The organism is Streptomyces sp., assembly GCF_035644915.1.
Taxonomy (GTDB): domain Bacteria; phylum Actinomycetota; class Actinomycetes; order Streptomycetales; family Streptomycetaceae; genus Streptomyces.
In genome coordinates, this window is record NZ_DASQNP010000071.1 from 45,422 (window position 1) to 69,945 (window position 24,524).

The 24,524-nt window shown below is 72.7% G+C and carries 25 protein-coding genes; 13 read left to right on the forward strand and 12 right to left on the reverse strand.

Annotated elements, in window-relative coordinates; translation table 11 throughout:
* The first annotated feature begins 2 nt into the window (after positions 1 to 2).
* Complete coding sequence (gene meaB, locus VE546_RS08040; protein ID WP_324920088.1) at positions 3 to 962, forward strand: methylmalonyl Co-A mutase-associated GTPase MeaB; 960 nt, start codon at positions 3 to 5, stop codon at positions 960 to 962.
* Positions 963 to 984: 22 nt separating this feature from the next.
* Here meaB and VE546_RS08045 read toward each other — a convergent pair whose 3' ends face one another.
* A complete protein-coding gene (locus VE546_RS08045; protein ID WP_324920090.1) occupies positions 985 to 1,509 on the reverse strand; it encodes a PepSY domain-containing protein in 525 nt (174 codons plus the stop codon).
* Positions 1,510 to 1,628: 119 nt separating this feature from the next.
* Here VE546_RS08045 and VE546_RS08050 point away from each other — a divergent pair, with 119 nt between their 5' ends.
* Both VE546_RS08050 and VE546_RS08055 read left to right on the forward strand, forming a co-directional pair.
* Positions 1,629 to 2,294: a response regulator transcription factor gene (locus VE546_RS08050; protein ID WP_324920092.1), complete on the forward strand. Its 666-nt coding sequence runs from the start codon at positions 1,629 to 1,631 to the stop codon at positions 2,292 to 2,294.
* On the forward strand, positions 2,287 to 3,873 hold the full coding sequence (locus VE546_RS08055) for a HAMP domain-containing sensor histidine kinase (RefSeq protein ID WP_324920094.1): 1,587 nt from the start codon (positions 2,287 to 2,289) through the stop codon (positions 3,871 to 3,873). The genes VE546_RS08050 and VE546_RS08055 overlap by 8 nt, the downstream gene beginning before the upstream one ends.
* Before the next feature lie 21 nt (positions 3,874 to 3,894).
* On the opposite strand, the gene VE546_RS08060 is transcribed toward VE546_RS08055, so the two are convergent.
* The 5 genes from VE546_RS08060 to VE546_RS08080 form a co-directional block, all read right to left on the reverse strand.
* Positions 3,895 to 4,461, reverse strand: a complete 567-nt coding sequence (locus VE546_RS08060) for a hypothetical protein (protein WP_324920096.1) — start codon at positions 4,459 to 4,461, stop codon at positions 3,895 to 3,897.
* 471 nt (positions 4,462 to 4,932) lie between these two features.
* Positions 4,933 to 5,409, reverse strand: a complete 477-nt coding sequence (locus VE546_RS08065) for a MarR family winged helix-turn-helix transcriptional regulator (protein ID WP_324920098.1) — start codon at positions 5,407 to 5,409, stop codon at positions 4,933 to 4,935.
* A 69-nt stretch (positions 5,410 to 5,478) separates the two neighbouring features.
* A complete protein-coding gene (locus VE546_RS08070) occupies positions 5,479 to 6,261 on the reverse strand; it encodes an AIM24 family protein (RefSeq protein WP_324920100.1) in 783 nt (260 codons plus the stop codon).
* Entirely contained in the window at positions 6,258 to 6,908 is a 651-nt protein-coding gene (locus VE546_RS08075) for an AIM24 family protein (RefSeq protein ID WP_324920102.1), read from the reverse strand. Before VE546_RS08075 ends, VE546_RS08070 begins: the two co-directional genes overlap by 4 nt.
* Before the next feature lie 140 nt (positions 6,909 to 7,048).
* Complete coding sequence (locus VE546_RS08080; protein ID WP_324920244.1) at positions 7,049 to 7,657, reverse strand: AIM24 family protein; 609 nt, start codon at positions 7,655 to 7,657, stop codon at positions 7,049 to 7,051.
* A gap of 114 nt (positions 7,658 to 7,771) precedes the next feature.
* On the opposite strand from VE546_RS08080, the gene VE546_RS08085 reads away from it, so the two are divergent.
* The 5 genes from VE546_RS08085 to VE546_RS08105 all read left to right on the forward strand — a co-directional run bounded on the left by VE546_RS08085 (position 7,772) and on the right by VE546_RS08105 (position 11,325).
* Positions 7,772 to 8,149, forward strand: a complete 378-nt coding sequence (locus VE546_RS08085) for a DUF3817 domain-containing protein (RefSeq protein WP_324920104.1) — start codon at positions 7,772 to 7,774, stop codon at positions 8,147 to 8,149.
* The gene (locus VE546_RS08090; protein WP_324920106.1) at positions 8,146 to 8,436 is read left to right on the forward strand and encodes an MTH1187 family thiamine-binding protein; all 291 of its coding nucleotides are present in this window, start codon (positions 8,146 to 8,148) and stop codon (positions 8,434 to 8,436) included. The genes VE546_RS08085 and VE546_RS08090 overlap by 4 nt, the downstream gene beginning before the upstream one ends.
* Before the next feature lie 151 nt (positions 8,437 to 8,587).
* Positions 8,588 to 9,097: a MarR family transcriptional regulator gene (locus tag VE546_RS08095; protein WP_324920108.1), complete on the forward strand. Its 510-nt coding sequence runs from the start codon at positions 8,588 to 8,590 to the stop codon at positions 9,095 to 9,097.
* A 38-nt stretch (positions 9,098 to 9,135) separates the two neighbouring features.
* Positions 9,136 to 9,471, forward strand: coding sequence for a DUF3817 domain-containing protein (locus VE546_RS08100; RefSeq protein ID WP_324920110.1), 336 nt, complete (start codon positions 9,136 to 9,138; stop codon positions 9,469 to 9,471).
* A 153-nt stretch (positions 9,472 to 9,624) separates the two neighbouring features.
* Positions 9,625 to 11,325: a methylmalonyl-CoA mutase family protein gene (locus VE546_RS08105; RefSeq protein WP_324920113.1), complete on the forward strand. Its 1,701-nt coding sequence runs from the start codon at positions 9,625 to 9,627 to the stop codon at positions 11,323 to 11,325.
* Between the two features lie 49 nt (positions 11,326 to 11,374).
* On the opposite strand, the gene VE546_RS08110 is transcribed toward VE546_RS08105, so the two are convergent.
* Entirely contained in the window at positions 11,375 to 12,025 is a 651-nt protein-coding gene (locus VE546_RS08110) for a TetR/AcrR family transcriptional regulator (RefSeq protein ID WP_324920115.1), read from the reverse strand.
* 175 nt (positions 12,026 to 12,200) lie between these two features.
* Here VE546_RS08110 and VE546_RS08115 point away from each other — a divergent pair, with 175 nt between their 5' ends.
* The 4 genes from VE546_RS08115 to VE546_RS08130 all read left to right on the forward strand — a co-directional run bounded on the left by VE546_RS08115 (position 12,201) and on the right by VE546_RS08130 (position 16,356).
* Positions 12,201 to 13,160 (forward strand): tetratricopeptide repeat protein, encoded by a 960-nt coding sequence (locus tag VE546_RS08115; protein WP_324920117.1) that lies wholly within the window; start codon positions 12,201 to 12,203, stop codon positions 13,158 to 13,160.
* A 581-nt stretch (positions 13,161 to 13,741) separates the two neighbouring features.
* A complete protein-coding gene (locus VE546_RS08120; protein WP_324920119.1) occupies positions 13,742 to 14,359 on the forward strand; it encodes a DUF6230 family protein in 618 nt (205 codons plus the stop codon).
* Positions 14,360 to 14,467: 108 nt separating this feature from the next.
* Positions 14,468 to 14,974 carry a DUF6114 domain-containing protein gene (locus tag VE546_RS08125; RefSeq protein WP_324920121.1) on the forward strand — a complete coding sequence of 169 codons (507 nt, stop codon included), beginning with the start codon at positions 14,468 to 14,470 and terminating at the stop codon, positions 14,972 to 14,974.
* A complete protein-coding gene (locus tag VE546_RS08130; RefSeq protein WP_324920123.1) occupies positions 14,971 to 16,356 on the forward strand; it encodes a hydrogenase expression protein HypF in 1,386 nt (461 codons plus the stop codon). Before VE546_RS08125 ends, VE546_RS08130 begins: the two co-directional genes overlap by 4 nt.
* 93 nt (positions 16,357 to 16,449) lie before the next feature.
* On the opposite strand, the gene pyk is transcribed toward VE546_RS08130, so the two are convergent.
* From pyk to pta, 3 genes are read right to left on the reverse strand one after another with little or no spacing between them, the layout of a single operon-like run.
* A complete protein-coding gene (gene pyk, locus VE546_RS08135; RefSeq protein WP_324920125.1) occupies positions 16,450 to 17,877 on the reverse strand; it encodes a pyruvate kinase in 1,428 nt (475 codons plus the stop codon).
* A gap of 54 nt (positions 17,878 to 17,931) precedes the next feature.
* On the reverse strand, positions 17,932 to 19,158 hold the full coding sequence (locus VE546_RS08140) for an acetate kinase (RefSeq protein WP_324920127.1): 1,227 nt from the start codon (positions 19,156 to 19,158) through the stop codon (positions 17,932 to 17,934).
* Positions 19,155 to 21,335: a phosphate acetyltransferase gene (gene pta, locus VE546_RS08145; protein ID WP_324920129.1), complete on the reverse strand. Its 2,181-nt coding sequence runs from the start codon at positions 21,333 to 21,335 to the stop codon at positions 19,155 to 19,157. The genes VE546_RS08140 and pta overlap by 4 nt, the downstream gene beginning before the upstream one ends.
* A gap of 283 nt (positions 21,336 to 21,618) precedes the next feature.
* Between pta and VE546_RS08150 the strand changes: the two genes are divergently transcribed.
* Positions 21,619 to 22,644 carry an ATP-dependent 6-phosphofructokinase gene (locus VE546_RS08150; protein ID WP_324920131.1) on the forward strand — a complete coding sequence of 342 codons (1,026 nt, stop codon included), beginning with the start codon at positions 21,619 to 21,621 and terminating at the stop codon, positions 22,642 to 22,644.
* Positions 22,645 to 22,732: 88 nt separating this feature from the next.
* Here the strand turns inward: VE546_RS08150 and VE546_RS08155 are convergent, their stop codons facing one another.
* Together VE546_RS08155 and VE546_RS08160 are read right to left on the reverse strand one after the other, a co-directional pair.
* On the reverse strand, positions 22,733 to 23,575 hold the full coding sequence (locus tag VE546_RS08155; RefSeq protein WP_324920133.1) for a carbohydrate ABC transporter permease: 843 nt from the start codon (positions 23,573 to 23,575) through the stop codon (positions 22,733 to 22,735).
* Complete coding sequence (locus VE546_RS08160) at positions 23,572 to 24,522, reverse strand: sugar ABC transporter permease (protein WP_324920134.1); 951 nt, start codon at positions 24,520 to 24,522, stop codon at positions 23,572 to 23,574. The genes VE546_RS08155 and VE546_RS08160 overlap by 4 nt, the downstream gene beginning before the upstream one ends.
* Between the last annotated feature and the right edge of the window lie 2 nt (positions 24,523 to 24,524).

Consider the following 24,524-nt stretch of genomic DNA (forward strand, 5'->3'; position numbering starts at 1 on the left):
GCATGGCGGTGGACGTCCCCGGACTGGTGGAGCAGGCACGGCAGGGCAAACCCCGGGCCGTGGCCCGGCTGATCTCGCTGGTTGAGGGGGCCTCCCCGCAACTGCGCGAGGTGATGGCGGCCCTGGCGCCGCTGACCGGCAACGCGTACGTCGTCGGCCTGACCGGCTCGCCGGGAGTGGGGAAGTCCACCTCCACCTCGGCGCTGGTGACCGCGTACCGGAAGGCCGGCAAACGGGTCGGCGTGCTGGCCGTGGACCCCTCCTCGCCGTTCTCCGGCGGGGCGCTGCTGGGCGACCGGGTGCGGATGTCCGAGCACGCCTCCGACCCCGGCGTCTACATCCGCTCCATGGCCACCCGCGGCCACCTGGGCGGGCTGGCCTGGGCCGCCCCGCAGGCCATCCGCGTCCTGGACGCGGCGGGCTGCGACGTGATCCTGGTGGAGACGGTCGGCGTCGGCCAGTCCGAGGTCGAGATCGCCTCGCAGGCCGACACCTCCGTCGTCCTCCTCGCCCCCGGCATGGGCGACGGCATCCAGGCCGCGAAGGCCGGAATCCTGGAGATCGGCGACGTGTACGTGGTCAACAAGGCCGACCGGGACGGTGCCGACGCCACGGCCCGCGAGCTCAACCACATGCTCGGCCTCGGGGAGGCCCGCAAGCCGGGCGACTGGCGCCCGCCGATCGTCAAGACCGTCGCCTCGCGCGGCGAGGGCGTCGACGAGGTCGTCGAGGCGCTGGAGAAGCACCACGCCTGGATGCAGGAGCGCGGAGTGCTCGCCGAGCGCCGCCGGGCGCGCGCGGCCCGCGAGGTGGAGACCATCGCGGTGACCGCGCTGCGCGAGCGGATCGGCGACCTGCACGGCGACCGGCGGCTGGGCGCGCTGGCCGAGCGGATCACGGCGGGGGAGCTCGACCCGTACACGGCGGCCGACGAGCTGGTCGCGGGGCTGACCGGGGAGTGAACCCGGCGCGGGAGGGCGGCCGTCAGTCGTCGCCGCGGCGGTCGTCCGCGTCGCCGTCGCGGTCGTCCCGGTCGTTCCCGCCGTCCGCATCCCCGCGGTCGTCCCTGTCGTCGCGGTCGTCCTGACCGCTCCGGTCGTCCGTGTCGCCGTCCCGGTCCGCGTTCCGGTCCAGGACGGCGGCGCTGACCGCGTCCACCCTGACCTCGTGCCACTTGCCGTCGTCGCCCAGGACGTCGACGTCCCAGACCGCCCGGCCGCCGTCGTCGTCCAGCTCGGCGGACTCCGCGGTCCCCGGCACGGCCTTCAGCGCGGCGTCCACGGCCTTCTGGAGCGTCACCTTCGCGCCGCGCAGCTCCCGGCGGTCGTCGTCGCGACCGTCCCGGTCGTCCCGGTCGTTCCGGTCGTCCCGGTCGTCGGCGCCGGTGCCCGCCCGCAGGGCCGCCGCCGGGGTGCCGGACGGGGCGTCGTCGTCCGCGAGGGCGATGGTGCTTCCTCCGGCGGCCAGGACGGCGGTGGCGACGGCGGCGACGACCAGCTTGTGGTTCATGGCGTTCTCCTCCCGAGCGGGGTTCGCGAGCTGACGGGGACCACCGTCGCAGGACACGGCTGAAGCCTTCCTGAAGCCGCCTGAAGATCTCTTCAGGCGGCTTTTGGCAGGCTGGCCCCATGCGCGTGCTGATCGTGGAGGACGAGAAGCGGCTCGCCCTGTCACTGGCCAGGGGACTGACGGCCGAGGGCTTCGCCGTGGACGTGGTCCACGACGGGACCGAGGGACTGCACCGGGCGACCGAGGGGCCGTACGACCTGATCGTCCTCGACATCATGCTGCCGGGCGTCAACGGCTACCGGATCTGCTCCGCCCTGCGCGCCGCGGGCGACGAGACGCCGATCCTGATGCTGACCGCCAAGGACGGCGAGTACGACGAGGCCGAGGGGCTCGACACCGGGGCCGACGACTACCTGACCAAGCCGTTCTCCTACGTGGTGCTGCTCGCCCGCGTCCGGGCGCTGCTGCGCCGCCGCACCCGCGGCGGGGCGTCCGTGGTGCGGGTGGGCGGGCTGACCGTGGACCCCGGGGCACGGAGGGCGACGCTGGACGGGCGGGACGTCGCGCTGACCGCGAAGGAGTTCGCCGTGCTGGAGTACCTGGCCGTGCGGGCCGGGGAGGTGGTCTCCAAGGCGGAGGTCCTCGACCACGTCTGGGACTTCGCCTACGAGGGCGACGTCAACATCGTCGAGGTCTACGTCAGCGCGCTGCGCCGCAAGCTGGGCGCGGACGTGATCGCCACGGTGCGCGGCGCCGGATACCGGCTGGTGAGGCCCGGTGCGTAGCTCTCCCCTGGCCCGGCTCACCGTCCGCACCCGCGCCGCGCTCGGCGCCACGCTCGTGGTGGCGGTGGCCCTGGTGGCGGCCGGGTTCGCCGTGGTCGCGGTGCTGCGCGGCAGCCTCGCCGAGAACGCCCGGCTGCACGCCGAGACCACCGCCCGCCAGGTCGCCGCCGAAGTCACCGACGTGCGGGCGGACGGGGTGGACGGCGTGGACGGGCTGGAGGACGACGAACCGGTGCAGGTCGTGGACGGCTCCGGGACGGTGCTCGGGGCCAGCCGCCCGCTGCGCGGACGCGGCCCCGTGGCCGGCTTCAACCGGCCGCAGGAGCCGGAGTCCCGGCCGGCCGCCGGCACGCCCTCCCCCAAGGACCGCGACGGCCGGGACGACGACGATGACGACGACGGCGGGCACGACGGCGACGACGGTGACCGGGACGGCGACCCCACCCCCTCGCCCGCCGACGACCCCGTCGAGGTGGACCGCGACAGCGTCGCCGAGACCGTCGCCCTGCCCGTCGACGACGACGGCGAGGTGACCGGTGACCGGTCCCGGGCGGCCGGACGGCAGGACTTCCGCCTGGTCGCCGTGCAGAGCGTCACCCGCGACCGCGTCCCCGTCACCGTCTACGCCGGCGCCTCCCTCACCGAGCAGGAGCAGGCGGTCTCCACCGTCACCCGCTCCATGCTCGCCGGGCTGCCCGTGCTGCTCGCCGTGGTCGGGGGCGTCACCTGGCTGGTCACCCGGAGCGCGCTGCGGCCGGTGGAGGGCATACGGCGGGAGATGGCTGCCATCACGGCCAGCGCCGACCTGTCCCGGCGCGTGCCCGAGCCGCCTTCCGGGGACGAGGTCGCCCGGCTGGCCCGGACCACCAACGAGACCCTGGCCGCGCTGGAGGCGTCCGTCGAGCGGCAGCGCCGCTTCGTCGCCGACGCCTCGCACGAGCTGCGCAGCCCGATCGCCTCCCTGCGCACCCAGCTCGAGGTGGCCGCGGCCCACCCCGGGCTGCTCGACCTGGACGGCGCGGTCCACGACACCGTACGGCTGCAGGCCCTCGCCGCCGACCTGCTGCTGCTGGCCCGGCTGGACGCCGGGGAGCGGCCGGGGCGGACCCGGGTGGCGCTGGACGCGCTGGCGCGCGAGGAGCTGGCGCAGCGCACGGGGGACCGGATCGCCGTGACCCTGGAGGAGGACGGGGACGAGGACGGGGACGGGGCGGAGCGGGGCTCCCCGGTGGAGGTGACGGGCTCGCGCGGCCAGCTCGCCCGGGTGCTCGGCAACCTCCTGGACAACGCCCAGCGCCACGCGGCGTCCCGCATCCGGGTGAGCGTGGGCCGCAGGGACGGCTGGGCGGTGCTGGAGGTCGCCGACGACGGGGCGGGAGTGCCGGAGGCGGAGCGGGAGAGGATCTTCGAGCGGTTCGTACGGCTCGACGACGCGCGCAGCCGGGACGACGGCGGCGCCGGACTGGGCCTGGCCATCGCCCGCGACGTGGCGGTCCGGCACGGCGGCACCCTCGCCGTCGGCCGGGCCCCCGAGGGCGGCGCCCTGTTCACGCTGCGGCTGCCCGCCGCCGACGGCTGAGGGTGTCCGCTCCGGGGCCTCCTAGCCGATCCAGTCCAGGGTGTCCGTGCCGCCCTCGTCCCACCTCAGGCTGACGCTCTCGCCGCCGGAGGACTTGGTGGCGGTACCGCCCAGGTACTCCTCGTCGTCGCCCTGTCCGCACTTGACGGCCACCCGGAAGCCGCGGCTCTGGTTCTCGCCGAAGCCGATGCACAGGCCGTCGCCGCCGGGGTCCACCCAGGAGACCGCGTTCCGCCCCTTCATCTGCCCGCTGTCGACCGTCGCGCCGACGGTCAGGGTCTGGCCGCCCTCGTCGGACTGCCACTGCCCCCGGAAGTCGTCCTCGTCGGCCGGCGGCGGTCCGGCCGGGGCCTCGGAGTCCCCGGGCTCCCCGGACTCGCCGGAGCCGTCGTACTCGTCGAGCGGGTCGTCCGTGGGCTCGGGCTCCGCCGTGGGCTCCCCGGCCGGATCGGAGGCGGAGGTGTCGCTCGGGCCGGGGCTCGCGCCGCCCGCGGCGGGTTCCTTCCCCCCGTCGTCGCCGACCGCGAGGTGGACCCCGCCGCCGATGAGCGCGAGCAGCACCGCGGCGCCGCCGATGACGGCGGCCACCTTGCCCTTCGCACCGGCAGTACCGGCACCCGCGCCGCCCGGCGGCTCCGGGGGCGGCCAGGCGCCGTACGGCCCGGCTGCCCGTACGGCTGGTGGGGCTGCTGCGGCGGGTACGCGTAGCCCGGCTGCCCGCCCGCCGGGTACGCCGGCGGGCCGCCGTGGGGCGGCGCCTGCGGCGGTACGGGCGGGGGCGGGGGAGGCGTGCCCGGGTACTGCTGGGGGAGCGGACCGCCCGGGTACTGCGGGGGACCGAAGCCGTCGTGCGGGGGCGGGCCGGGAGGCCGGCTCATCGGTGGTCACCTCTCCGCGCGGACCCGGCGGCGGACGGCCTCCCCCGCCCGTCCGGTGCCGCGTTCCCCCGGAAAAGGCCCTGTCCGGCCCGGACCCACCGCGTCTCGTCCGTCACGGCAGTGGAGCGGGTTCCCCCCATCATTCCCCACCGGCCCCCGCGCCGCGCGGGGTTCGCGGCCGTCAGGCGCGCCCGCGCAGTGACCGCAGGTGCTCGGCGACCGGGGTCAGCGCGTCGTGCAGCCCGTTCAGCGCCTCCGGCGGGAGCAGGTCGATGAAGTGCCGTCGCACCGAGGCGACGTGGTGCGGCGCGACCTCGCGCATGGTGTTCCAGCCGTGCTCGGTGAGCACCGCGAACAGCCCGCGCTTGTCGGACTCGCAGTTCTCACGGCGCACCAGGCCGGCCTTCTCCATGCGGGTGATCTGGTGGGAGAGACGGCTCTTGGACTGGAGGGTGGCGGCGGCCAGGTCGCTCATCCGCATCCGGTGGTCGTCCGACTCGGAGAGGTTGACCAGGATCTCGTAGTCGTTGATGGTCAGTCCGAACGGCTGGAGGTCCCGCTCCAGCTGGTGCATGAGAAGCCTGTTGACGTCGAGATGGACGCGCCAGGCGCGCTGTTCCCCCTCGCTCAGCCAGCGGGGATCCTTGTCGGTCTCCATGGAGCGGACTCTACCCGGCGGTATGGGGCCGTTCCCCCCGAGAACCTCTTACCTCGGGTAACTGGAGGATCACAGTCCGAAGCGCCGCTGGATGTTCCCGAACTGCCCCGGAAGCTGCGGGAGCTGCCCGCCGCCGTGTCCGCCACCGCCGCCGTGCCCGCCGCCGGGGACGCCGGGCTGCCGCGGCGGCGCCGCACCGGTGTCCCGCTCCTCCATCAGCACCTCGGTGGACTGGATCAGCACCGTGCCCGCCCCGGTGAAGTCGAACTGGTGCTCCTCGCCGGAGGTGCCGCCGAGTCCGGTCATCGCCCGCAGTCCACCGAGGACCCCCCGCATGTACTGGTGGTCGTAGTGGTGGCAGGGCGAGGGGCAGTCCGCCCAGCCGACCAGCGCCTGCGGATCCACCCGGACCGGCGGCTCCACGAAGTGCACCCGGCCGTTGGAGGCCGCGACGAACTTCCCCGTCCCGAGCAGGGTGACGAAGCCCGGGATGATCGACTGCTTCAGCGACAGGCTCGGCTCGAAGGCCAGCAGGTTGCCCGAGCGGATGGTGAGGTTGCCGTCCTCCAGGTCGTAGGAGTTCACGTCGAACGCCCGGTCGGCGAGCAGCATCTTGCCCCGGCCCTCGGCGACGACCCAGTCCGAGGCGTGCAGCGGGGAGTGGAAGCTGGCGGCGACCAGCCGGTCCAGGGGGCCGTGGCCGATGCCGTTGAAGCCGATCTGCCCGTAGTAGGCGATCATCTTCCCCTTCTGCAGGAACCACTGGCCCTGCAGGTCCACGCAGAACGTGTAGGGGTTGACGTTGTCGTTCGACGGCAGCGTGTGGGGGTCGTGGACGACCGGACCGTTCACAGCTTCTCCTCGCTCGCCTGGACGAACACCGCCCCCTGGCCGGACAGCTCCAGTTGGAACGCCTCGCCCGAGCCGCGGCCCACCATGTCCCGCCAGCCCAGCGCCGTGGAGAGCTTGTTCGTCACGTTCCCGTGGTGGGCGACGTACGCCTGCGGGTCCACGTGGACGGGGCGGCCCGGCGCGATCGGGAGCCGGACGACCCCGCCGTGCGCCATCACGGCCACCGAGCCGTGCCCCTTGAGCGTCGTGGTGAACAGGCCCTGCCCGGTCACCTGGCCGCGGACCATGCCCATGATCCCGCCCTGGGCGCCCATGAACATCGTCCCCTGCTCCAGCGTCCCGTCGAAGGCGAGCAGCCGGTCGGCCTCCACGTAGAGGGTGTCGCCGGTCAGCTCGATGACCTCCACGTGGTGGCCGCCGTGCCCGAACAGCACCGTGCCGTCGCCCTCGACCGTCATCAGCGGCGCCGCCTCGCCCGCCAGCCGCCGCCCGATCATCGAACCGATGCCGCCCTGACCGCCCTGCATGTTGGGGGTGAAGGTGACCTCGCCCCGGTACGCGATCATCGCGCCGCGCTGGCTGAACAACCGTTGGCCGGGCACCACCCGGGCCTCGGCCATCTTGGGGTTGATCTCCCGGAACGGCATTTAGGCCACGCCCCTTCCGTTCGCTTCTCCGCCCGCGCGTGCGTCGCTCGTGGTGTCGGTCGTGTGAGCTTCTCCGCCCGCGCGGCGCGGAGGTGCGGGTGTCGTGGTCGTGTGCGGCCTGGTGGCCGCGCGTGCGCCGCTCACAGGGCACCGCCGATCGTGGTGCGCTCACTGGGCTGCACGTAGACCAGGCCGTCGCCCTCGAAGCGGATCTGGAAGGCCTCGCCCGAGCCCTCGCCCACCAGGGTCCGGAAGGTCACGCCCGTCTGGAAGTGCTGCTGGAGGTTCCCGGTGTGCGCCACGTACGCCCCGGGGTCCACCTGGAGCGGGAACTGCGGGGTGACGCGCAGCACCACCGCCGGACCGTCCGACGTCAGCGCCGCGGTGCCGGTGCCCTCGACGGTGGTGGTGAACAGCCCGTTGCCCTGCGAGGCGCCGCGCAGCCCGGTGAAGGTGGTCCCGGTGCGCAGGGAGCCGTCGACGCACAGCAGGTTGCTCGCCTCCACGTGGAGCTTCTCGCCGTTCAGCGTCACCAGGCTGATGTCGCCGGCGCGGTCGGCGAAGTAGCAGGTGCCCTGTCCCTTCACCTCCATGAGTTCCATCTGCTCGCCGGTGAGGCGGCGCGTGACCATGCCGCGCAGCCCCTCGCCGCCGCCGGAGAGCTTCTTGAAGGCCATCCGGCCGTCGTAGGCGACCATCGAGCCGTTCTTGGCCCTGACCGTGTCGCCGGCCAGGTCGACGGCGAGCATCTTCCCGCTCTGGAGTCGGAACTGAGCCACGGGGCGAATCTACCCGGACGCGGACGGCCGACGGGAGGCTGTCACAATGACAGAGCTTGTGCATCCCTTCACAAAGGATCTCCCGTGGACCTCAAGACTGCTTCAGCGCTGCGCCGCCTCCGGCTGATCTCCGTCCCGGAGGCCGTCTCCTTCCTGGTGCTGCTGGTGTGCTCCGTGCTCAAGCGGACGACCGAGTTCAACGCCGTGCCGGTGATGGGCGCCGTCCACGGCGTCCTCTTCGTGCTCTACGTCCTGTTCTGGCTGGACGCCTGGAACCGCGCCAAGTGGCCGCTGGGGCGCGCCGCGCTCTACTTCCTGTGCGCGGTGCTCCCGGCCGGTGGCTTCTACGCCGACAGGCGGCTGCGCCGTGAGGCCGAGGCGAGCGTGATCGCCGCCCGTGCCCGCGCCGAGCAGGCCAAGCAGGCCGCCGAGCGGCCCCGGACGGGGACGGTGGACGCGTGATCGTCGCCTTCTCGGTCACCCCCCTCGGCGTCGGCGAGGACGTGGGGGAGTACGTCGCCGAGGCCGTGCGCGTGGTCCGCGAGTCCGGCCTGCCCAACCGCACGGACGCGATGTTCACCTCCGTCGAGGGCGAGTGGGAGGAGTGCATGGAGGTCGTACGGCGGGCGGTGGCCGCCGTCGAGGCCCGGGCGCCGCGCGTCTCGCTCGTCCTCAAGGCCGACATCCGCCCCGGCGTCACGGACGGACTGACCTCCAAGGTCGAGACCGTCGAGCGCTACCTGGCCTGACCGCCGCCGTACGCGCCTCGCCGTACGCGCCTGCCGCACGCTCCCGCGCACGGGCGCCCGCTCCGCGGCGCCCGTGCCCGCGGACCCCGGGCGCCGCCCGGGAGATGAGACGGTGCTGACCACGATGTGACCAGCGGATAAGGTCGGAGACGTGCCGAAGCCGCTCAGCCTGTCGTTCGATCCGATCGCCCGCGCCGACGAACTGTGGAAGCAGCGATGGGGCTCCGTGCCCGCCATGGCCGCGATCACCTCGATCATGCGCGCCCAGCAGATCCTGCTCGCCGAGGTCGACGCGGTCCTCAGGCCCTACGGCCTGACCTTCGCCCGCTACGAGGCGCTGGTGCTGCTCACCTTCTCCAAGGCGGGCGAGCTGCCGATGTCGAAGATCGGTGAGCGGCTGATGGTCCACCCGACCTCCGTGACCAACACCGTCGACCGCCTGATGAAGGCCGGCCTGGTCGCCAAGCGTCCCAACCCCAACGACGGCCGCGGCACCCTCGCCTCCATCACCGACAAGGGCCGCGAGGTCTGCGAGGCCGCCACCCGCGACCTGATGGCCATGGACTTCGGGCTCGGGGTGTACGACGCCGAGGAGTGCGGCGAGATCTTCGCGCTGCTGCGCCCGCTGCGCGTGGCGGCCGGGGACTTCACCGAGGGGTGAGGCGAGGCGCCCGGAAGGGGCCGTCTACGCTCGTGGGCATGAAGAAGAGCGTGCTGACCCGCTACCGGGTGATGGCCTACGTCACGGGTGTCCTCCTGATCCTGCTGACCCTGGGCATGATCGGCAAGTACCTGCTGGAGGTGGACGGCGCCGAGACCTTCACCAGCGTCGTCGGCATCGCCCACGGCTGGCTCTACGTGCTGTACCTGGTCTTCGCCTTCGACCTGGGCTACAAGGCGAAGCTGCCGGTCCCCAGGCTCCTGTGGGTGCTGCTCGCGGGCACGATCCCGACGGCCGCCTTCTTCGTCGAGCGCAGGCTGTCGCGCGAGGTCGAGCCGCTGGTCACGGACGGCACCGCCCCGGCCAGCGCCTGAGCGTCCCGCCCGCCCGCTCTTCCGCACCCCTCCCCTCCTTCTTCTGCCTCCCGCTCCCGGCCCTCCGCGGGGCGTTCGGCCGCCCGTGTGCGCCACGTCGCACCGGGCGGCTTTCCATCGACAATTACTTGGACGTCCTAGTAAATTTGTTCCATGGACGCTGACGCCATCGCAGAGGGCCGCCGCCGCTGGCAGGCCCGGTACGACGCCGCGCGCAAGCGGGACGCGGACTTCACCACGCTCTCCGGTGACCCCGTCGAGCCGGTCTACGGCCCCGCCCCCGGTGACACCGTCGAGGGATTCGAGCGGATCGGCTGGCCCGGTGAGTACCCCTTCACCCGCGGTCTGTACCCCACCGGCTACCGCGGCCGGACGTGGACCATCCGCCAGTTCGCCGGCTTCGGCAACGCCGAGCAGACGAACGAGCGGTACAAGATGATCCTGAAGGCGGGCGGCGGCGGGCTGTCCGTCGCCTTCGACATGCCGACCCTGATGGGCCGCGACTCCGACGACCCGCGCTCGCTGGGCGAGGTCGGCCACTGCGGCGTCGCGATCGACTCGGCCGCCGACATGGAGGTCCTCTTCCGCGACATCCCGCTCGGCGACGTCACCACCTCGATGACGATCAGCGGCCCGGCCGTGCCGGTGTTCTGCATGTACCTGGTGGCCGCCGAACGCCAGGGCGTGGACACCTCCGTGCTCAACGGCACGCTCCAGACGGACATCTTCAAGGAGTACATCGCGCAGAAGGAGTGGCTCTTCGAACCGGAGCCGCACCTGCGCCTGATCGGCGACCTGATGGAGTACTGCGCGCACAACATCCCGGCGTACAAGCCGCTGTCGGTCTCCGGCTACCACATCCGCGAGGCCGGCGCCACGGCCGCGCAGGAGCTGGCGTACACCCTCGCCGACGGCTTCGGCTACGTGGAGCTGGGGCTCTCGCGCGGCCTGGACGTGGACGTCTTCGCCCCGGGCCTGTCGTTCTTCTTCGACGCGCACATCGACTTCTTCGAGGAGATCGCCAAGTTCCGGGCGGCACGGCGGATCTGGGCGCGCTGGATGCGGGACGTCTACGGCGCCAGGACCGAGAAGGCGCAGTGGCTGCGCTTCCACACCCAGACCGCGGGCGTCTCGCTGACCGCCCAGCAGCCGTACAACAACGTGGTGCGCACCGCAGTGGAGGCGCTGGCCGCGGTGCTCGGCGGCACCAACTCCCTGCACACCAACGCCCTGGACGAGACCCTCGCCCTGCCCAGCGAGCAGGCGGCGGAGATCGCGCTCCGCACCCAGCAGGTGCTGATGGAGGAGACGGGCGTGGCCAACGTGGCCGACCCGCTGGGCGGTTCGTGGTACGTCGAGGCGCTGACCGACCGGATCGAGGCGGACGCCGAGAAGATCTTCGACCAGATCAGGGAGCGGGGCCGCCGCGCGGTGCCGGACGGCAACCACCCCATCGGCCCGATGACCTCGGGCATCCTGCGCGGCATCGAGGACGGCTGGTTCACCGGCGAGATCGCCGAGGCCGCCTTCCGGTACCAGCAGGCGCTGGAGAAGGGCGAGAAGAAGGTCGTCGGCGTCAACTGCCACACCGGCTCGGTCACCGGCGACCTGGAGATCCTGCGGGTCAGCCACGAGGTCGAGCGCGAGCAGGTGCGGGTGCTGGCCGAGCGCAAGGCGCAGCGCGACGACGCGCGCGTCCGCGCGACCCTGGACGGGCTGATCGCCGCCGCCCGGGACGGCTCCAACATGATCGAGCCCATGCTGGAGGCGGTGCGGGCCGAGGCCACGCTGGGCGAGATCTGCAACGCGCTCCGCGACGAGTGGGGCGTCTACACCGAACCCGCCGGCTTCTGAGCCCCGGCCGGACGGCGCCCGACCGGTCACCGCGGTCGGGCCCGTCCGGTCAGGCGCCGTCCGGCCCGTCCGGGCCGGGCGGCGCCGCCGTCAGACCGTGCAGGAGCAGGGTGGTGAAGGAGCGGGCCCAGGCGGGGGTGACGCGCTCGGTGCTGACCAGGCAGCGGTGGACGACCGCGCCCGCGATCACGTCGAAGACCAGGTCCACCGCGCGGTCCGCCTCGGCCGCGCCCCGGGAGCCGGGCGGGTCGGGGGGCAGCTCGCCCCGGGCCTGGGCGCGGCGGCGGCCCTCGACGACCAGGTGCTTCTGACGGTCCACGATGGCCGTGCGGATGCGGGCGCGCAGCGCCTCGTCGCGGGTGGCCTCGGCGACCACGGCCATCAGGGCCGTCTTCGCCTCCGGCCGCTCCAGCAGCGCGGCGAAGGACAGCACGACGCCCTCCACATCGGCCCGCAGGCTGCCGTGGTCGGGCAGTTCCAGTTCGTCGAAGAGGACGGCCACCGCGTCCACGACCAGCTCGTTCTTGTTCGCCCAGCGGCGGTAGAGCGTGGTCTTCGCCACCCCCGCGCGCAGGGCCACGTTCTCCATCGTCAGCCTGCCCCACCCCAGTTCGACCAGCGCGGCGCGCGTCGCGTCGAGGATCGCGCGGTCGGCCGCGGCGCTGCGCGGCCTGCCCGTGCGTCGTGGAGATCCGGCCATGGGGCTGACTCTAACCACGCCCGTGAGTTACGCTACGAACCGTAGCGAAAAAGCGGTGGCCGTACGAGGGCCGGCGCGACCGCCACGAGCGACAACCACGGGTGCCGGGTGGGGATCCGGCGCCGACTCGCGACATGCTGCACGGAACGGTTCCGGAACGGGGGAGACTGGTCTCATGCAGCCACGCAACATGTCCATGAGCGGAGTGGTCGACCTCGCCGCGCTGAAGGCGGCCGGGGAGGCCAGGCAGAAGGCGGAGGAGGCCCGGGCCCGGGCGGCCAGGCAGCAGGACGGGGCCGCGCCGGCCCCGTCCTCCCTGGTGATCGACGTCGGTGAGGCGGACTTCGAGCAGGAGGTGCTCCAGCGCTCCACGCAGGTCCCGGTCGTCATCGACTTCTGGGCCGAGTGGTGCGAGCCCTGCAAGCAGCTCAGCCCGGTGCTGGAGCGCCTGACGCAGGAGTACGCCGGGCGCATCGTGCTCGCCAAGATCGACGTCGACCGCAACCAGATGCTCTTCCAGCAGTTCGGCGTGCAGGGCATCCCCGCCGTGTTCGCGGTGGTGGCCGGCCAGGCGCTGCCGCTGTTCCAGGGAGCCGCGCCCGAGCAGCAGGTCCGCCAGGTGTTCGACCAGTTGATCCAGGTCGCCGAGCAGCGCTTCGGCATCACCGGCGTGTCCGTGGAGGGCGGTGAGGGGGCCGAGCAGACCGCGCCCCGCACACCGGAGGACCCGGCGCTGGCCGCCGCCCACGCGGCGCTGGACGCGGGGGACCTGGGCGGCGCCATCCAGGCGTACCAGAACGTGCTGGCCGACAACCCGGCCAACACCGAGGCCAAGCTGGGGCTGGCGCAGGCCCAGTTGCTCCAGCGCGTGCAGGGGCTGGACGCGGCGCAGGTGCGCAAGGAGGCCGCCGACAACCCCACCGACGTCCAGGCGCAGTTGCGCGCGGCCGATCTGGACCTGGTGGGCGGGCACGTCGAGGACGCCTTCGGGCGGCTGGTGGACACGGTCAGGCTCACGGCCGGAGAGGACCGGGACACCGCGCGCGTGCATCTCCTGGAGCTGTTCGAGGTGGTCGGCAACGAGGACCCGAGGGTGGTCGCGGCACGGGGTGCCCTCGCCCGGGTGCTGTTCTGACCTGCTGGTTCCCCCTGTCCGCGACGTATTGACACAGCGACCAACAGCGACCGCGACTTTGCCAAAACTTGGCAATCGCGGTCGCTGTTACTCGCAGTAAGGGACCGGAGGGCTTTGCTCCCGCTGGATCCCGATTCATCCGGTCGCCGCCCGCCGGAACCGGCGACCCTGCGTGCCCGTCCTGTCGCGCTGTGCGCATACGGGGTTATCTGTCCGTTACCCGCAAGTAACGAACCCCTTGTGCCTTGGCCGCTCATGCACCACGATCGGCCACGCTCGGTCCATTGTCCGCCGTCCGGCCCACCACATCCGGACACCGGCGGGCGGTGGATCCCCACCGGGCCGGCCGGCGGCACCGACGCCGGCCGCGGGCAGGGGGGTACCTGCCGTTCCGGCAGGGCCTGTCCGGCAGGTTGCGCGAGAGCGTGGCCACGTGGTTGTCGCTCGGGGGTGATCGCCGGCGCTTGGAGTCTTCGCGGATCTGAGGGACGGCGCTCTCCTTCCCGAGGACGTAGCACTTCTCCCATCCCGTCCGGGTCCCGGCCCGGGCCGGAGATGTACGTCCGAGAAGGAGGAAAGTCATGGAGTCTGTGGCTCGTGGCGGGACCAGATGGAAGCGGTTCGCCGTTGTCATGGTCCCGAGCGTTGCCGCTACGGCAGCGGTCGGCGTCGCCGTGGCACAGGGTGTGCTCGCCGCGTCGTTCAGCATCTCCGGCCAGCAGGCGAAGGTCTCTGTTGACCGGCTGGACGGCGAAGGATTCGTGCAGTACGGCTCGATCGACACCCAGCACGGCGGCAAGAAGATCCCCGTCGCCGTCTCGGCGTTCAGGAGCGCCGAGTTGAGGGGGCTGTGCCAGTCCGTCGTCGTGCCCGTGCCGCTCTTCGGCGACGTCTCGCTGAAGCTCAACGCCGGCAACGGCGGCAAGGTGGTCGAGGCCAGGAACCTCTACATCGACCTCGACCAGCTCGACGCCGATGCCACGTTCACCAACATCAACATCGGTGTCTCCGCGAACGACACCTCCAAGGGCCCCGGCCTCAAGGACGGCGACGCCGTGCTGCCGGGTTCCTTCGCCCAGGAGGCCGACAAGGCCGTGCTCACCGACGTCAAGCAGACGTCCTGGGCCACCAGCGCCGGCACCTTCAAGCTCTCCGGCCTTTCGATGAAGGTCGCCAGGGGCAAGAGCGAGTGCTTCTGACGCACTGGACGGCGGGAGGCGGGGGATCGCGCGGCTGCGGATCTCCCGCTCTTCCCCCGCAGTGTCATTGATCTGTAGGACAGTTCGGCCCTGAGGGAGCTGTTTTCGATGAGTGCCGAGTCGCCGGGAGCGCGTGAACGCATCAGCCACTGGCGGCAGTCGTTCCGCATGTGGCGTTGGCAGCGCCCCTTCTGGGCGGGACTGCTGACGCTGCTGGGTGGCGTGCCGATCATCTACATCCCGTACGCCGATCCCAGCCTGGATCAGTTGTCCTTCCGGCTGGCCACGACCACGGGTTCCGGATCGCTGATCATCGGCGTGCTGCTGTTCGTGCTGGGCCTGACCATGTGGTTCCAGCCGCACTCCCGGGTGTTCGCCGGGGTCGCCGCCATCCTGCTGGCCCTGGTCTCCCTGGTGGTCTCCAACTTCGGGGGCCTCGTGGTCGGCTTCCTGCTGGCCCTGGTCGGTGGCGCGATGGGCGTCTCGTGGGTGCCGGTCAAGGACCAGCCGTCCGCTTCCGAGGGGGCGGCGGACTCCCCGCCCGGCCCGGCCCCGGCCGTTCCCGGCCCGGCCCCCGCCGGGGGCGAGAGCGGGCAGGACCGGGGGGCACCGTGACACCTGACGAGGCGCGCCAGGAGGGCGGAGCCGAGGGCAGGACGTCCCGGCGCACGAGAACCGGGCCGCGACACGCGGCCCCGAAGAAGCCGCTGCTGACCCGGTTGCACGTTCCCGCGGGGAAGGCGATAGCCCTGGCGGCCATGCCGTCCGCCGTGCTGATGGGGATGGGCCTCACCCCGCAGCTCGCCGGTGCCAAACCGCTGCCCAAGAACCCCTTCAAGGACGGGCCGTGCGTGTCCGTGCCCGACAAGGAGGCCGGGGAGGACGGCGCGGAGAAGAAGGCGAGCGGGTCCCCGAAGCCGGAGGCCTCTCCCGCGCCGGAGACCTCCGCCGCGCCGGCACCCGGAGCCACGGCGCCGGAGGGTTCCCGGCCGGACACCGGTCCCGCCTCCGGCGCCCCGTCCGGCACCGGCTCGGAGCCCGCGCCCGGCGGGGCCGGGCAGGAGCGGACCGGCTCCGGCGCGACCGCGCCGGAGCCCGGGCCGAGCCCGTCCGGGGCCGCGGGAACCGAGGAGAAGGAGGAGAGCGAGGAGACCGAGGAGGAGAGGAACCCCCTGGACCCGCTGGGCCTGGGCGACGCCCTTGAGGACGTCCTCGCCCCGGGCGGGGAGGGGAAGCAGCCCGGGACGTCCCCGTCCGCTTCCCCGTCCGCCTCTCCCTCCCCGTCGGCCTCGCCCTCCGCGTCGCCGAGCCCGTCACCGACCGCCGGCAAGGCCGGAAAGAGGGCCGGGGACGCCGCCGAGGACACCGCCGAGCGGTCCGGGGACGCGCCGCGGGAGACCACCGGCGGGGACCGCGAGGACCCGGAGGAGGACGCGGAGGACGCCGGGGCCGAGGAGGAGAAGGACGGGGAGGCCACCGCCACCCCCGGACCCGACGCCGACGGCAAGCTGCCCTTCCCCTGCCCCACCTACGACGCCGAGGCGCTGGCGAACGCCGAGGAGGAGCAGACCGAGGCCGTGCTGCCCAACGCCCCGTGGCGGCTGGAGAGCAGCCTGCTGGCGCTGCACGGCCTCGACTACCACGGCATCGTCAAGGTCCGCACCCACGACGGCACGGTCAAGAACGTCCTGAAGTTCACCGCCTCCGAGGTCGACATCAAGGACCTCCACCAGCTCGTGGAGGGGCCGGCGGGCACGACCGCGCACGTCCGGGCCCGCGCGGGCAGCACCTCGACCATCCGCGACGGCACGGTGACCATGTACACCGAGGAACTCAAGGGCAAGCTCTTCGGGCTCCTGGAGGTCACCTTCAGCCCCACCTCGCCGCCGCCGCTGGACCTGCCCGAGGTGTTCTTCACCGAGGTGACGGTGCGTCAGGCCGGTCAGTTCGGCGGCACGCTGCACATCCCGGGCATGCACCTGTACAACGAGGGCTGACCGGGCGGAGACGAGGCGGCGGCCCGCGCACCCCCGGAGGGTGACGCGGGCCGCCGCCGTTCGTCCGTCCGTACGCCGCCGTACGCCGGGGCGTCAGCGCTGGTCGTTGCCCAGGTGGTGCACCAGCACCATGTTGGTGGTGCCGGGGACGCCGGGGGGCGAGCCGGCGGTCATGATCATGGTGTCACCGGGGCTGTACCGCTGGAGCTTGAGCAGTTCGGCGTCGACCAGGTCCACCATCTCGTCGGTGTGGTCCACGTGCGGCACCACGAAGGACTCCACGCCCCAGCTCAGCGTGAGCTGGTTGGCGGTGGCCGGTTCGGTGGTGAAGGCCAGGATGGGCTGGGCGGCGCGGTAGCGGGACAGCCGCCGGGCGGTGTCGCCGGACTTGGTGAAGGCGATCAGCGCCTTGCCGTTGAGGAAGTCGGCCATCTCGCACGCCGCGCGGGCCACCGAACCGCCCTGGGTGCGCGGCTTCTTGCCCGGCACCAGCGGCTGGAGGCCGCGCGAGAGCAGCTCCTCCTCCGCGGCCTGGACGATCTTCGACATCGTCTTGACCGTCTCGATCGGGTACTGGCCGACCGAGGACTCCGCCGAGAGCATCACCGCGTCCGCGCCGTCCAGGATCGCGTTGGCGACGTCGGACGCCTCGGCGCGGGTCGGCCGGGAGTTGGTGATCATCGACTCCATCATCTGGGTCGCGACGATCACCGGCTTGGCGTTGCGGCGGCACATCTCGATGAGCCGCTTCTGCACCATCGGCACCTTCTCCAGCGGGTACTCCACCGCCAGGTCGCCGCGGGCCACCATCACGCCGTCGAACGCGAGGACGACGTCCTCCATGTTCTCCACGGCCTGCGGCTTCTCCACCTTGGCGATCACCGGCACCCGGTGGCCGACCTCGTCCATCACCCGGTGGACGTCGCGGATGTCGGCGGCGTCCCGGACGAAGGACAGCGCCACCATGTCGCACCCCAGCCGCAGCGCGAACTTCAGGTCCTCGACGTCCTTCTCCGACAGCGCCGGGACGTTGACCGCCACGCCGGGCAGGTTGATGCCCTTGTGGTCGGAGACCACGCCGCCCTCGATGACGATGCAGCGCACCCGCGGGCCGTCCACCTCCAGCACCTGGAGGGAGACGTTGCCGTCGTTGATCAGAATCGTCTCGCCCTTGGAGACGTCGCCCGGCAGCCCCTTGTAGGTGGTGCCGCAGATGGTCTTGTCGCCGGGCACGTCCTCGGTGGTGATGGTGAACTCGTCGCCGCGGACCAGCTCCACCGGCCCGTCCGCGAAGGTCTCCAGGCGGATCTTGGGGCCCTGGAGGTCGGCGAGGACGCCGATCGCGCGTCCGGTCTCCTGCGAGGCCTTGCGGAGCCGGTGGTACCGCTCCTCGTGCTCCTCGTGGCTTCCGTGGCTCATGTTGAAGCGGGCCACGTTCATGCCGGCTTCGATCAGCGTCTTGAGCTGTTCGTAGGAGTCCACGGCGGGACCCAGGGTGCAGACGATTTTGGAACGGCGCATGGGGGCGATCCTATCTTTTGTTCAATGGCGAAACCTTCCAGGGGGTGAGCTGGCTCACGTTTCTCTCGCGGCTTCGCCGGTGACCAGCGCATACGTCTGGGTGGCGATCTCCAGCTCCTCGTCCGTCGGCACCACGGCCACCGCCACCCGCGCGGACGCCGGGGAGATGAGCCGGGGGCCGTCGCCGCGCGCGGCGTTCAGCTCCGGGTCCACGGCCAGGCCCAGTCCCTCCAGCCCCGCGACGGCGGCCTCGCGCACCGGGGCCGCGTTCTCCCCGACCCCGGCGGTGAAGGCCACCACGTCCACCCGGCCGAGCACGGCGACGTAGGCGCCGATGTACTTCTTCAGCCGGTGGACGTAGACGTCGAAGGCGAGCCGCGCCCGCTCCGCGTCCGGACCGCCGGCGCCCATCCGGCGGAGCACCTCCCGCATGTCGTTGTCCCCGCACAGTCCGAGCAGGCCGCTGCGCTTGTTCAGCAGGACGTCGATCTCGTCGACCGACATCCCGGCCACCCGCGCCAGGTGGAAGATCACCGCGGGGTCCACATCGCCCGAGCGGGTGCCCATCACCAGGCCCTCCAGCGGGGTGAGCCCCATGGAGGTGTCCACGCACCGTCCGCGCTCGACCGCCGAGGCCGAGGCGCCGTTGCCCAGGTGCAGCACGATGACGTTCACCTCGGACGGCCGGCGGCCCAGCAGCTCGGCGGCCTTGCGCGAGACGTACGCGTGCGAGGTGCCGTGGAAGCCGTAGCGGCGCACCCGGTGCTCGTCGGCGACGGCGGTGTCGATGGCGTACCGGGCGGCGTGCTCCGGCATCGTGGTGTGGAAGGCGGTGTCGAAGACCGCGACCTGCGGCAGGTGCGGGGCCAGCGCCCGGGCCGTGCGGATGCCGGCGAGGTTGGCCGGGTTGTGCAGCGGCGCGACGGGCACCAGGCGCTCGATCTCGGCCAGCACCGCGTCGTCGATCACGGTCGGCCGGGTGAACCGCCGTCCGCCGTGCACCACGCGGTGCCCGATCGCCGCCAGCTCGGGCGCGTCCAGGCCCAGGCCGTCGCGGTCCAGCTCCTCGGCGACGGCCTTGAGCGCCGTCTCGTGGTCCGCGACCGGCTCCTCCCGCTCGCGCCGCGGCCCGCCCGCCGGCGCGTGCCGCAGGTACGAGGTCCGCTCGCCGATCCGCTCGACGAGACCGGCGGCCTGCCGGGACCCGTCGGCCATGTCGAGGAGCTGGTACTTCACCGACGAGGAACCTGAGTTCAACACCAGGACACGGGTGCCCCTCACGCGCTCACCGCTTTCTCGCTCTCCCCGCCCGGACCCTCCGGGCCGGACGGCGGCGCGCTCCGCGTCCGCCGGTTCTCCTGCGCCTGGATCGCGGTGATCGCCACGGTGGTGACGATGTCCTGCACCAGGGCGCCGCGCGAGAGGTCGTTGACCGGCTTGCGCAGGCCCTGCAGGACCGGCCCGACCGCCACGGCACCGGCCGAGCGCTGGACGGCCTTGTAGGTGTTGTTGCCCGTGTTGAGGTCCGGGAAGACCAGCACGGTGGCCCGTCCCGCGACCTCGGAGCCCGGCAGCTTGGTCGCCGCGACCGACGGCTCCACCGCGGCGTCGTACTGTATCGGCCCCTCCACCAGCAGGTCCGGACGGCGCTCGCGCACCAGCTCGGTCGCCCGCCGCACCTTGTCCACGTCCGCGCCGGTGCCGGAGGTGCCGGTGGAGTACGACAGCATCGCGATCCGCGGCTCCACCCCGAACCGGGCGGCGGTCGCGGCCGACTGGACGGCGATGTCGGCGAGCTGCTCGGCGTCGGGATCGGGGTTGACCGCGCAGTCGCCGTAGACCAGCACCTTCTCGGCCAGGCACATGAAGAACACCGAGGAGACGATCGCGGCGTCCGGACTGGTCCTGATGATCTCGAAGGCGGGCCGCAGGGTCGCCGCGGTGGAGTGCGCGGCGCCCGAGACCATGCCGTCGGCCAGCCCCTCCTGCACCATCAGGGTGCCGAAGTAGGAGACGTCGGCCACGAGGTCGTAGGCCAGCTCGAAGGTGACGCCCTTGTGGGCGCGCAGCTTCGCGTACAGCTCGGCGAAGCGCTCGCGCAGCGGCGAGGTCTCCGGATCGACGACCCGGGCGCAGGCCGCCGGCCCCTCGGGGAGCTCGTCGGGCCCCAGCAGCCCCAGGTCCAGGCCCAGTTCGGCGGTGCGCTTGCGGATCGCGGTCTCCTCGCCCAGCAGCGTCAGATCGCACACGCCCCGGCGCAGCAGCACCTCCGCCGCGCGCAGCACCCGCTCCTCGGTGCCCTCGGGGAGGACGACGTGGCGGCGGTCGGAGCGCGCGCGTTCGATCAGTTCGTGCTCGAACATCATCGGGGTGACCCGGTCGCTGCGGACCACCGAGAGCCGCTCGGCGAGCCGGGCGGTGTCCACCCGGGTCTCGAACAGCCCCAGCGCGATCTCGGCCTTGCGCGGGGTGGCGGTGGTGAGCCTGCCCTCCAGGGACATCAGCCGGGCCGCCGTCGGGAACGAGTTGCCGGAGACCGCCAGCACCGGCGTGCCCGGGGAGAGCCGGGCGGCCAGCGCCATGGTCTCCTCGCCGGGCCGCCGGTCGGTGGTCAGCAGCACCCCGGCGATGGCGGGGGCGCCGGCGGAGTGGGCGGCGAGCGCGCCGACGACGAGATCGGCGCGGTCGCCGGGGGTGATGACCAGGCAGCCCTCGGTCAGGGCGGGCAGGAAGGTCGGCAGCGTCGCCCCGCCGAAGACGAAGCCGCGCACGTCGCGGGCGAGGCCGTCCGGATCGCCCTGCAGGACCTCCGCCCCCAGCGCCCCGGCGACCTGCGAGACGGTCGGCGCGGTCAGGGCGGGTTCCTCGGGCAGGACGTGGACCGGGACCGGAAGCTGTCCGCCCAGGGTGCGGGCGACGCCTTCGGCGTGGTCGCCGGGCACCCGGTTGGCGATCATCGCGATGATGTCGCAGCCCAGCGAGGCGTACGCGTGGTGGGCGTTGCGGACCTCGGCGGTCAGTGCGTCGGGCTCCTGGTCCCGCCCGGCCACCACGGGCAGCACCGCCGTGCCGAACTCGTTGGCCAGCCGGGCGTTGAGCGCCAGCTCGGCGGGCAGGCCGGTGTCGGCGAAGTCGGTGCCCAGGACGAGGACGGCCTCGTAGTCGCGGGCGACGGCGCGGAAGCGGTCCACCAGGCGGGAGACCAGCTCGTCGGTGCCCTTCTCGGCCAGGACGGCGGCGGCCTCGTCGTAGCCGAGCCCGAACACCGTCCCCGCGGGCTGGGACAGCCGGTAGCGGCTGCGCAGCAGGTCGTAGATGGGGTCGGGACCGTCGTGGGCGAGCGGCCGGAAGACGCCGACCCGGCCGATCCGGCGGGACAGGAGTTCCATGACCCCCAGCTCCACGACCTGCCGGCCGTCCCCGCGGCCGATGCCGGTCACGTATACGCCGCGCGTCACGTGTGCTCTCCCTCGCTGCTGCTCGCACCCTGGTCCGTCCGGACCGCGCCCTGCACGGGTACCCGCGCGGGCACGGCGGAAAAGTGCCGGAAAAGCGCGCTCATCTGTGGTTACCTGCGCTTATCTGTGCACTTGACCCCTTGATCTACCCTTGACCATACCGCCGTGCCCGGTGGTGTCGCGTATCGAACGAGATATGAGACGGGCGGCGGGAACGCGTTCAGGGCGTGAAACAATCGCGGCGGCGCATCCGAACCAGCAGCGAGCAGGAGAAGCGATCCCCATGCGCATCGGAGTCCTCACCGCAGGCGGCGACTGCCCCGGTCTGAACGCCGTGATCCGTTCGGTCGTGCACCGCGCCGTGGTCGACCGGCACGACGAAGTCATCGGCTTCGAAGACGGCTTCAAGGGCCTGCTCGACGGCCGCTACCGGGAGCTGGACATCAACTCCGTCTCCGGCATCCTGGCTCGCGGCGGCACCATCCTGGGCTCGGCCCGGCTGGAGCGGGGCCGGCTGCGCGAGGCGTGCGAGAACTCCGAGGAACTGCTGGAGCGGCTCGGGCTCGACGCGCTCATCCCGATCGGCGGCGAGGGCACGCTGACCGCCGCCCGGATGCTCGCCGACGCCGGACTGCCGGTGGTCGGCGTTCCCAAGACGATCGACAACGACATCTCCGCCACCGACCGCACCTTCGGCTTCGACACGGCCGTCACCGTGGCCACCGAGGCCATCGACCGGCTGAAGACCACCGCCGAGTCCCACCAGCGCGTGATGGTCGTCGAGGTCATGGGACGGCACGCGGGCTGGATCGCGCTGGAGGCCGGGATGGCGGGCGGCGCGCACGGCATCTGCATCCCCGAGCGGCCGTTCCAGGTGGACGACCTGTGCAAGATGATCGAGGAGCGCTTCGCGCGCGGCAAGAAGTTCGCGGTCATCTGCGTCGCCGAGGGCGCCCGCCCGGCCGAGGGCTCGATGCCGTACGAGAAGGGCGAGATCGACCAGTACGGGCACGAGCGCTTCGCGGGCATCGGCAACCGGCTCGCCATCGAGCTGGAGCACCGCCTGGGCAAGGAGGCCCGGCCGGTCATCCTCGGCCACGTCCAGCGCGGCGGCACCCCCACCGCGTACGACCGCGTGCTGGCCACCCGCTTCGGCTGGCACGCCGTGGAGGCCGCCCACCGCGGTGACTTCGGCATGATGACGGCCCTGCGCGGCACCGAGATCGTGATGGCGCCGCTGGCGGACGCGGTGGCGGAGCTGAAGACGGTGCCGCAGGACCGGATGGACGAGACCGAGGCGGTCTTCTGACCCGCCGCCCCTTCCCCGGCGGCTCCCCGGCGGCGTCCCGCCGGGACGCCGCCGGCACGGGCCGGCCCGCCCCCGCGGCACCCCGACGTCACCCCTTGACCGCTCCGCCGAGGGTGAAGCCGCCGCCCAGCCGGCGCGCGATCAGCAGGTAGAGCAGGACCGCGGGGGCGGAGTACAGCAGGGAGAAGGCGGCGAGCTGCCCGTAGACGACCGAGCCGGTGTTGCCGAAGAAGGTGAAGATGCTCACCGAGGCGGGCATCCGCTCCGGGCTGAGCAGCAGCATGAAGGGGACGAAGAAGTTCCCCCACATGGCGACGAACGAGAAGACCGTCACCACCACGATCCCCGGGCCCATCAGGGGCAGCACGATCCGCGCCAGGGCCTGCAGCGAGGAGGCGCCGTCGGTCCAGGCGGCCTCCTCCAGCGACACCGGCACGCCGTCCATGAAGTTCTTCATCAGCCAGATGGAGACGGGCAGTTGGGCGGCGGCCAGGAACAGCGCGGTGCCGTACACGGTGTCGATCAGCTCGACCTGGACGAACAGCCCGTAGACCGGGACCATCACGGCCGTCACCGGCAGGCTGGTGGCGAACAGGATCGTCAGCAGGTACGGGCGGGCCAGCCGCGAGCGGAAGCGGGAGAGCGGATAGGCGGCCAGCGCCGCGCAGCAGACCGTGACGGCCGTGGCACCGCCGCACAGCACCAGGCTGTTGAGCAGCGGGACGAAGGTGATCTCCTCGGTGAGCACCGCGTCGAAGTTCTCCGTGGTGGGGTCCTCGGGCAGCCGCACCCGCAGCCCGGCGCCGGCGTCCACCGAGGACAGCAGCAGCCACACCAGCGGCAGCGCGAAGGCCGCGGCGGCGGTCAGCAGCGCGAGGTCGGCCGCCAGCCGGCGGCGCACCGCGGCCGGTACGCCCCGCACGCCCCTCATCCCCGCACCTCCTCGCGCATCAGGCGCAGGTAGACGGCCGAGAACAGCGCGCCGACGACGAGCAGCAGCAGGGCCACCGCGGTGCCGTAGCCGATGAGGCTGTTCTTGAACGCCTGCTCGTACATGAACAGCGGCAGGGTCTGGCTGCGGTCGCCGGGGCCGCCGCGGGTCATGGCCCAGATCAGCCCGAAGACCGACAGGGTCTGGAGGGTGTTGAGCATCAGGTTGGTGCCGATGGCGCGGCGGAGCATCGGCAGCGTGACGTACCACAGCCGCTGCCGGGCGGTGGCGCCGTCCACCGCGGCGGCCTCGGTGACCTCCTGCGGGATCTCGGTGAGCGCGGCGGAGTAGACCATCATCGAGAAGGCGGTGCCGCGCCAGACGTTGGCGAGGGAGACCGCCAGGATCGGCAGGGTGAACAGCCAGTTCTGGGCGGGCAGGTGCAACCAGTCCAGGATCGCGTTCAAGGTGCCCTCGCGCCGGAAGAAGGCGTAGAGCAGGAAGCCGGCGACGACCTCGGGCAGCACCCAGGCGCAGATCACCACGGCCCCGGTGAGCGTCCGCACCGGGCGCGAGGCCCGCCGCATCAGCGCCGCCAGCACCAGGCCCAGGGTGTTCTGGCCGACGATCGAGGACAGCACCGTGAAGACCAGGGTGAGCCACACGGCGTTGTGGAAGTCCTCGTCGGCCAGCGCCCGGCGGAAGTTCTCCAGGCCCGTGAAGGACGCCGACTCCTGCCCGGTCAACTGGAGGTCGGTGAAGGCGATGGCCACGCAGTAGGCGATCGGCCCGGCCAGGAACAGCAGCATCAGCAGCGTCGCCGGGCCGAGCGGTAGCCACCGCGCCCAGCGCGCCGCCCGTCCCGCGCCCCGCGCGCCGCCCGGGCGCGGTGCGGCGCGCGGGGAGGGGCCGGGAGCCCGGTGCGGTGCGGCCGTGCCCGACGCCATGC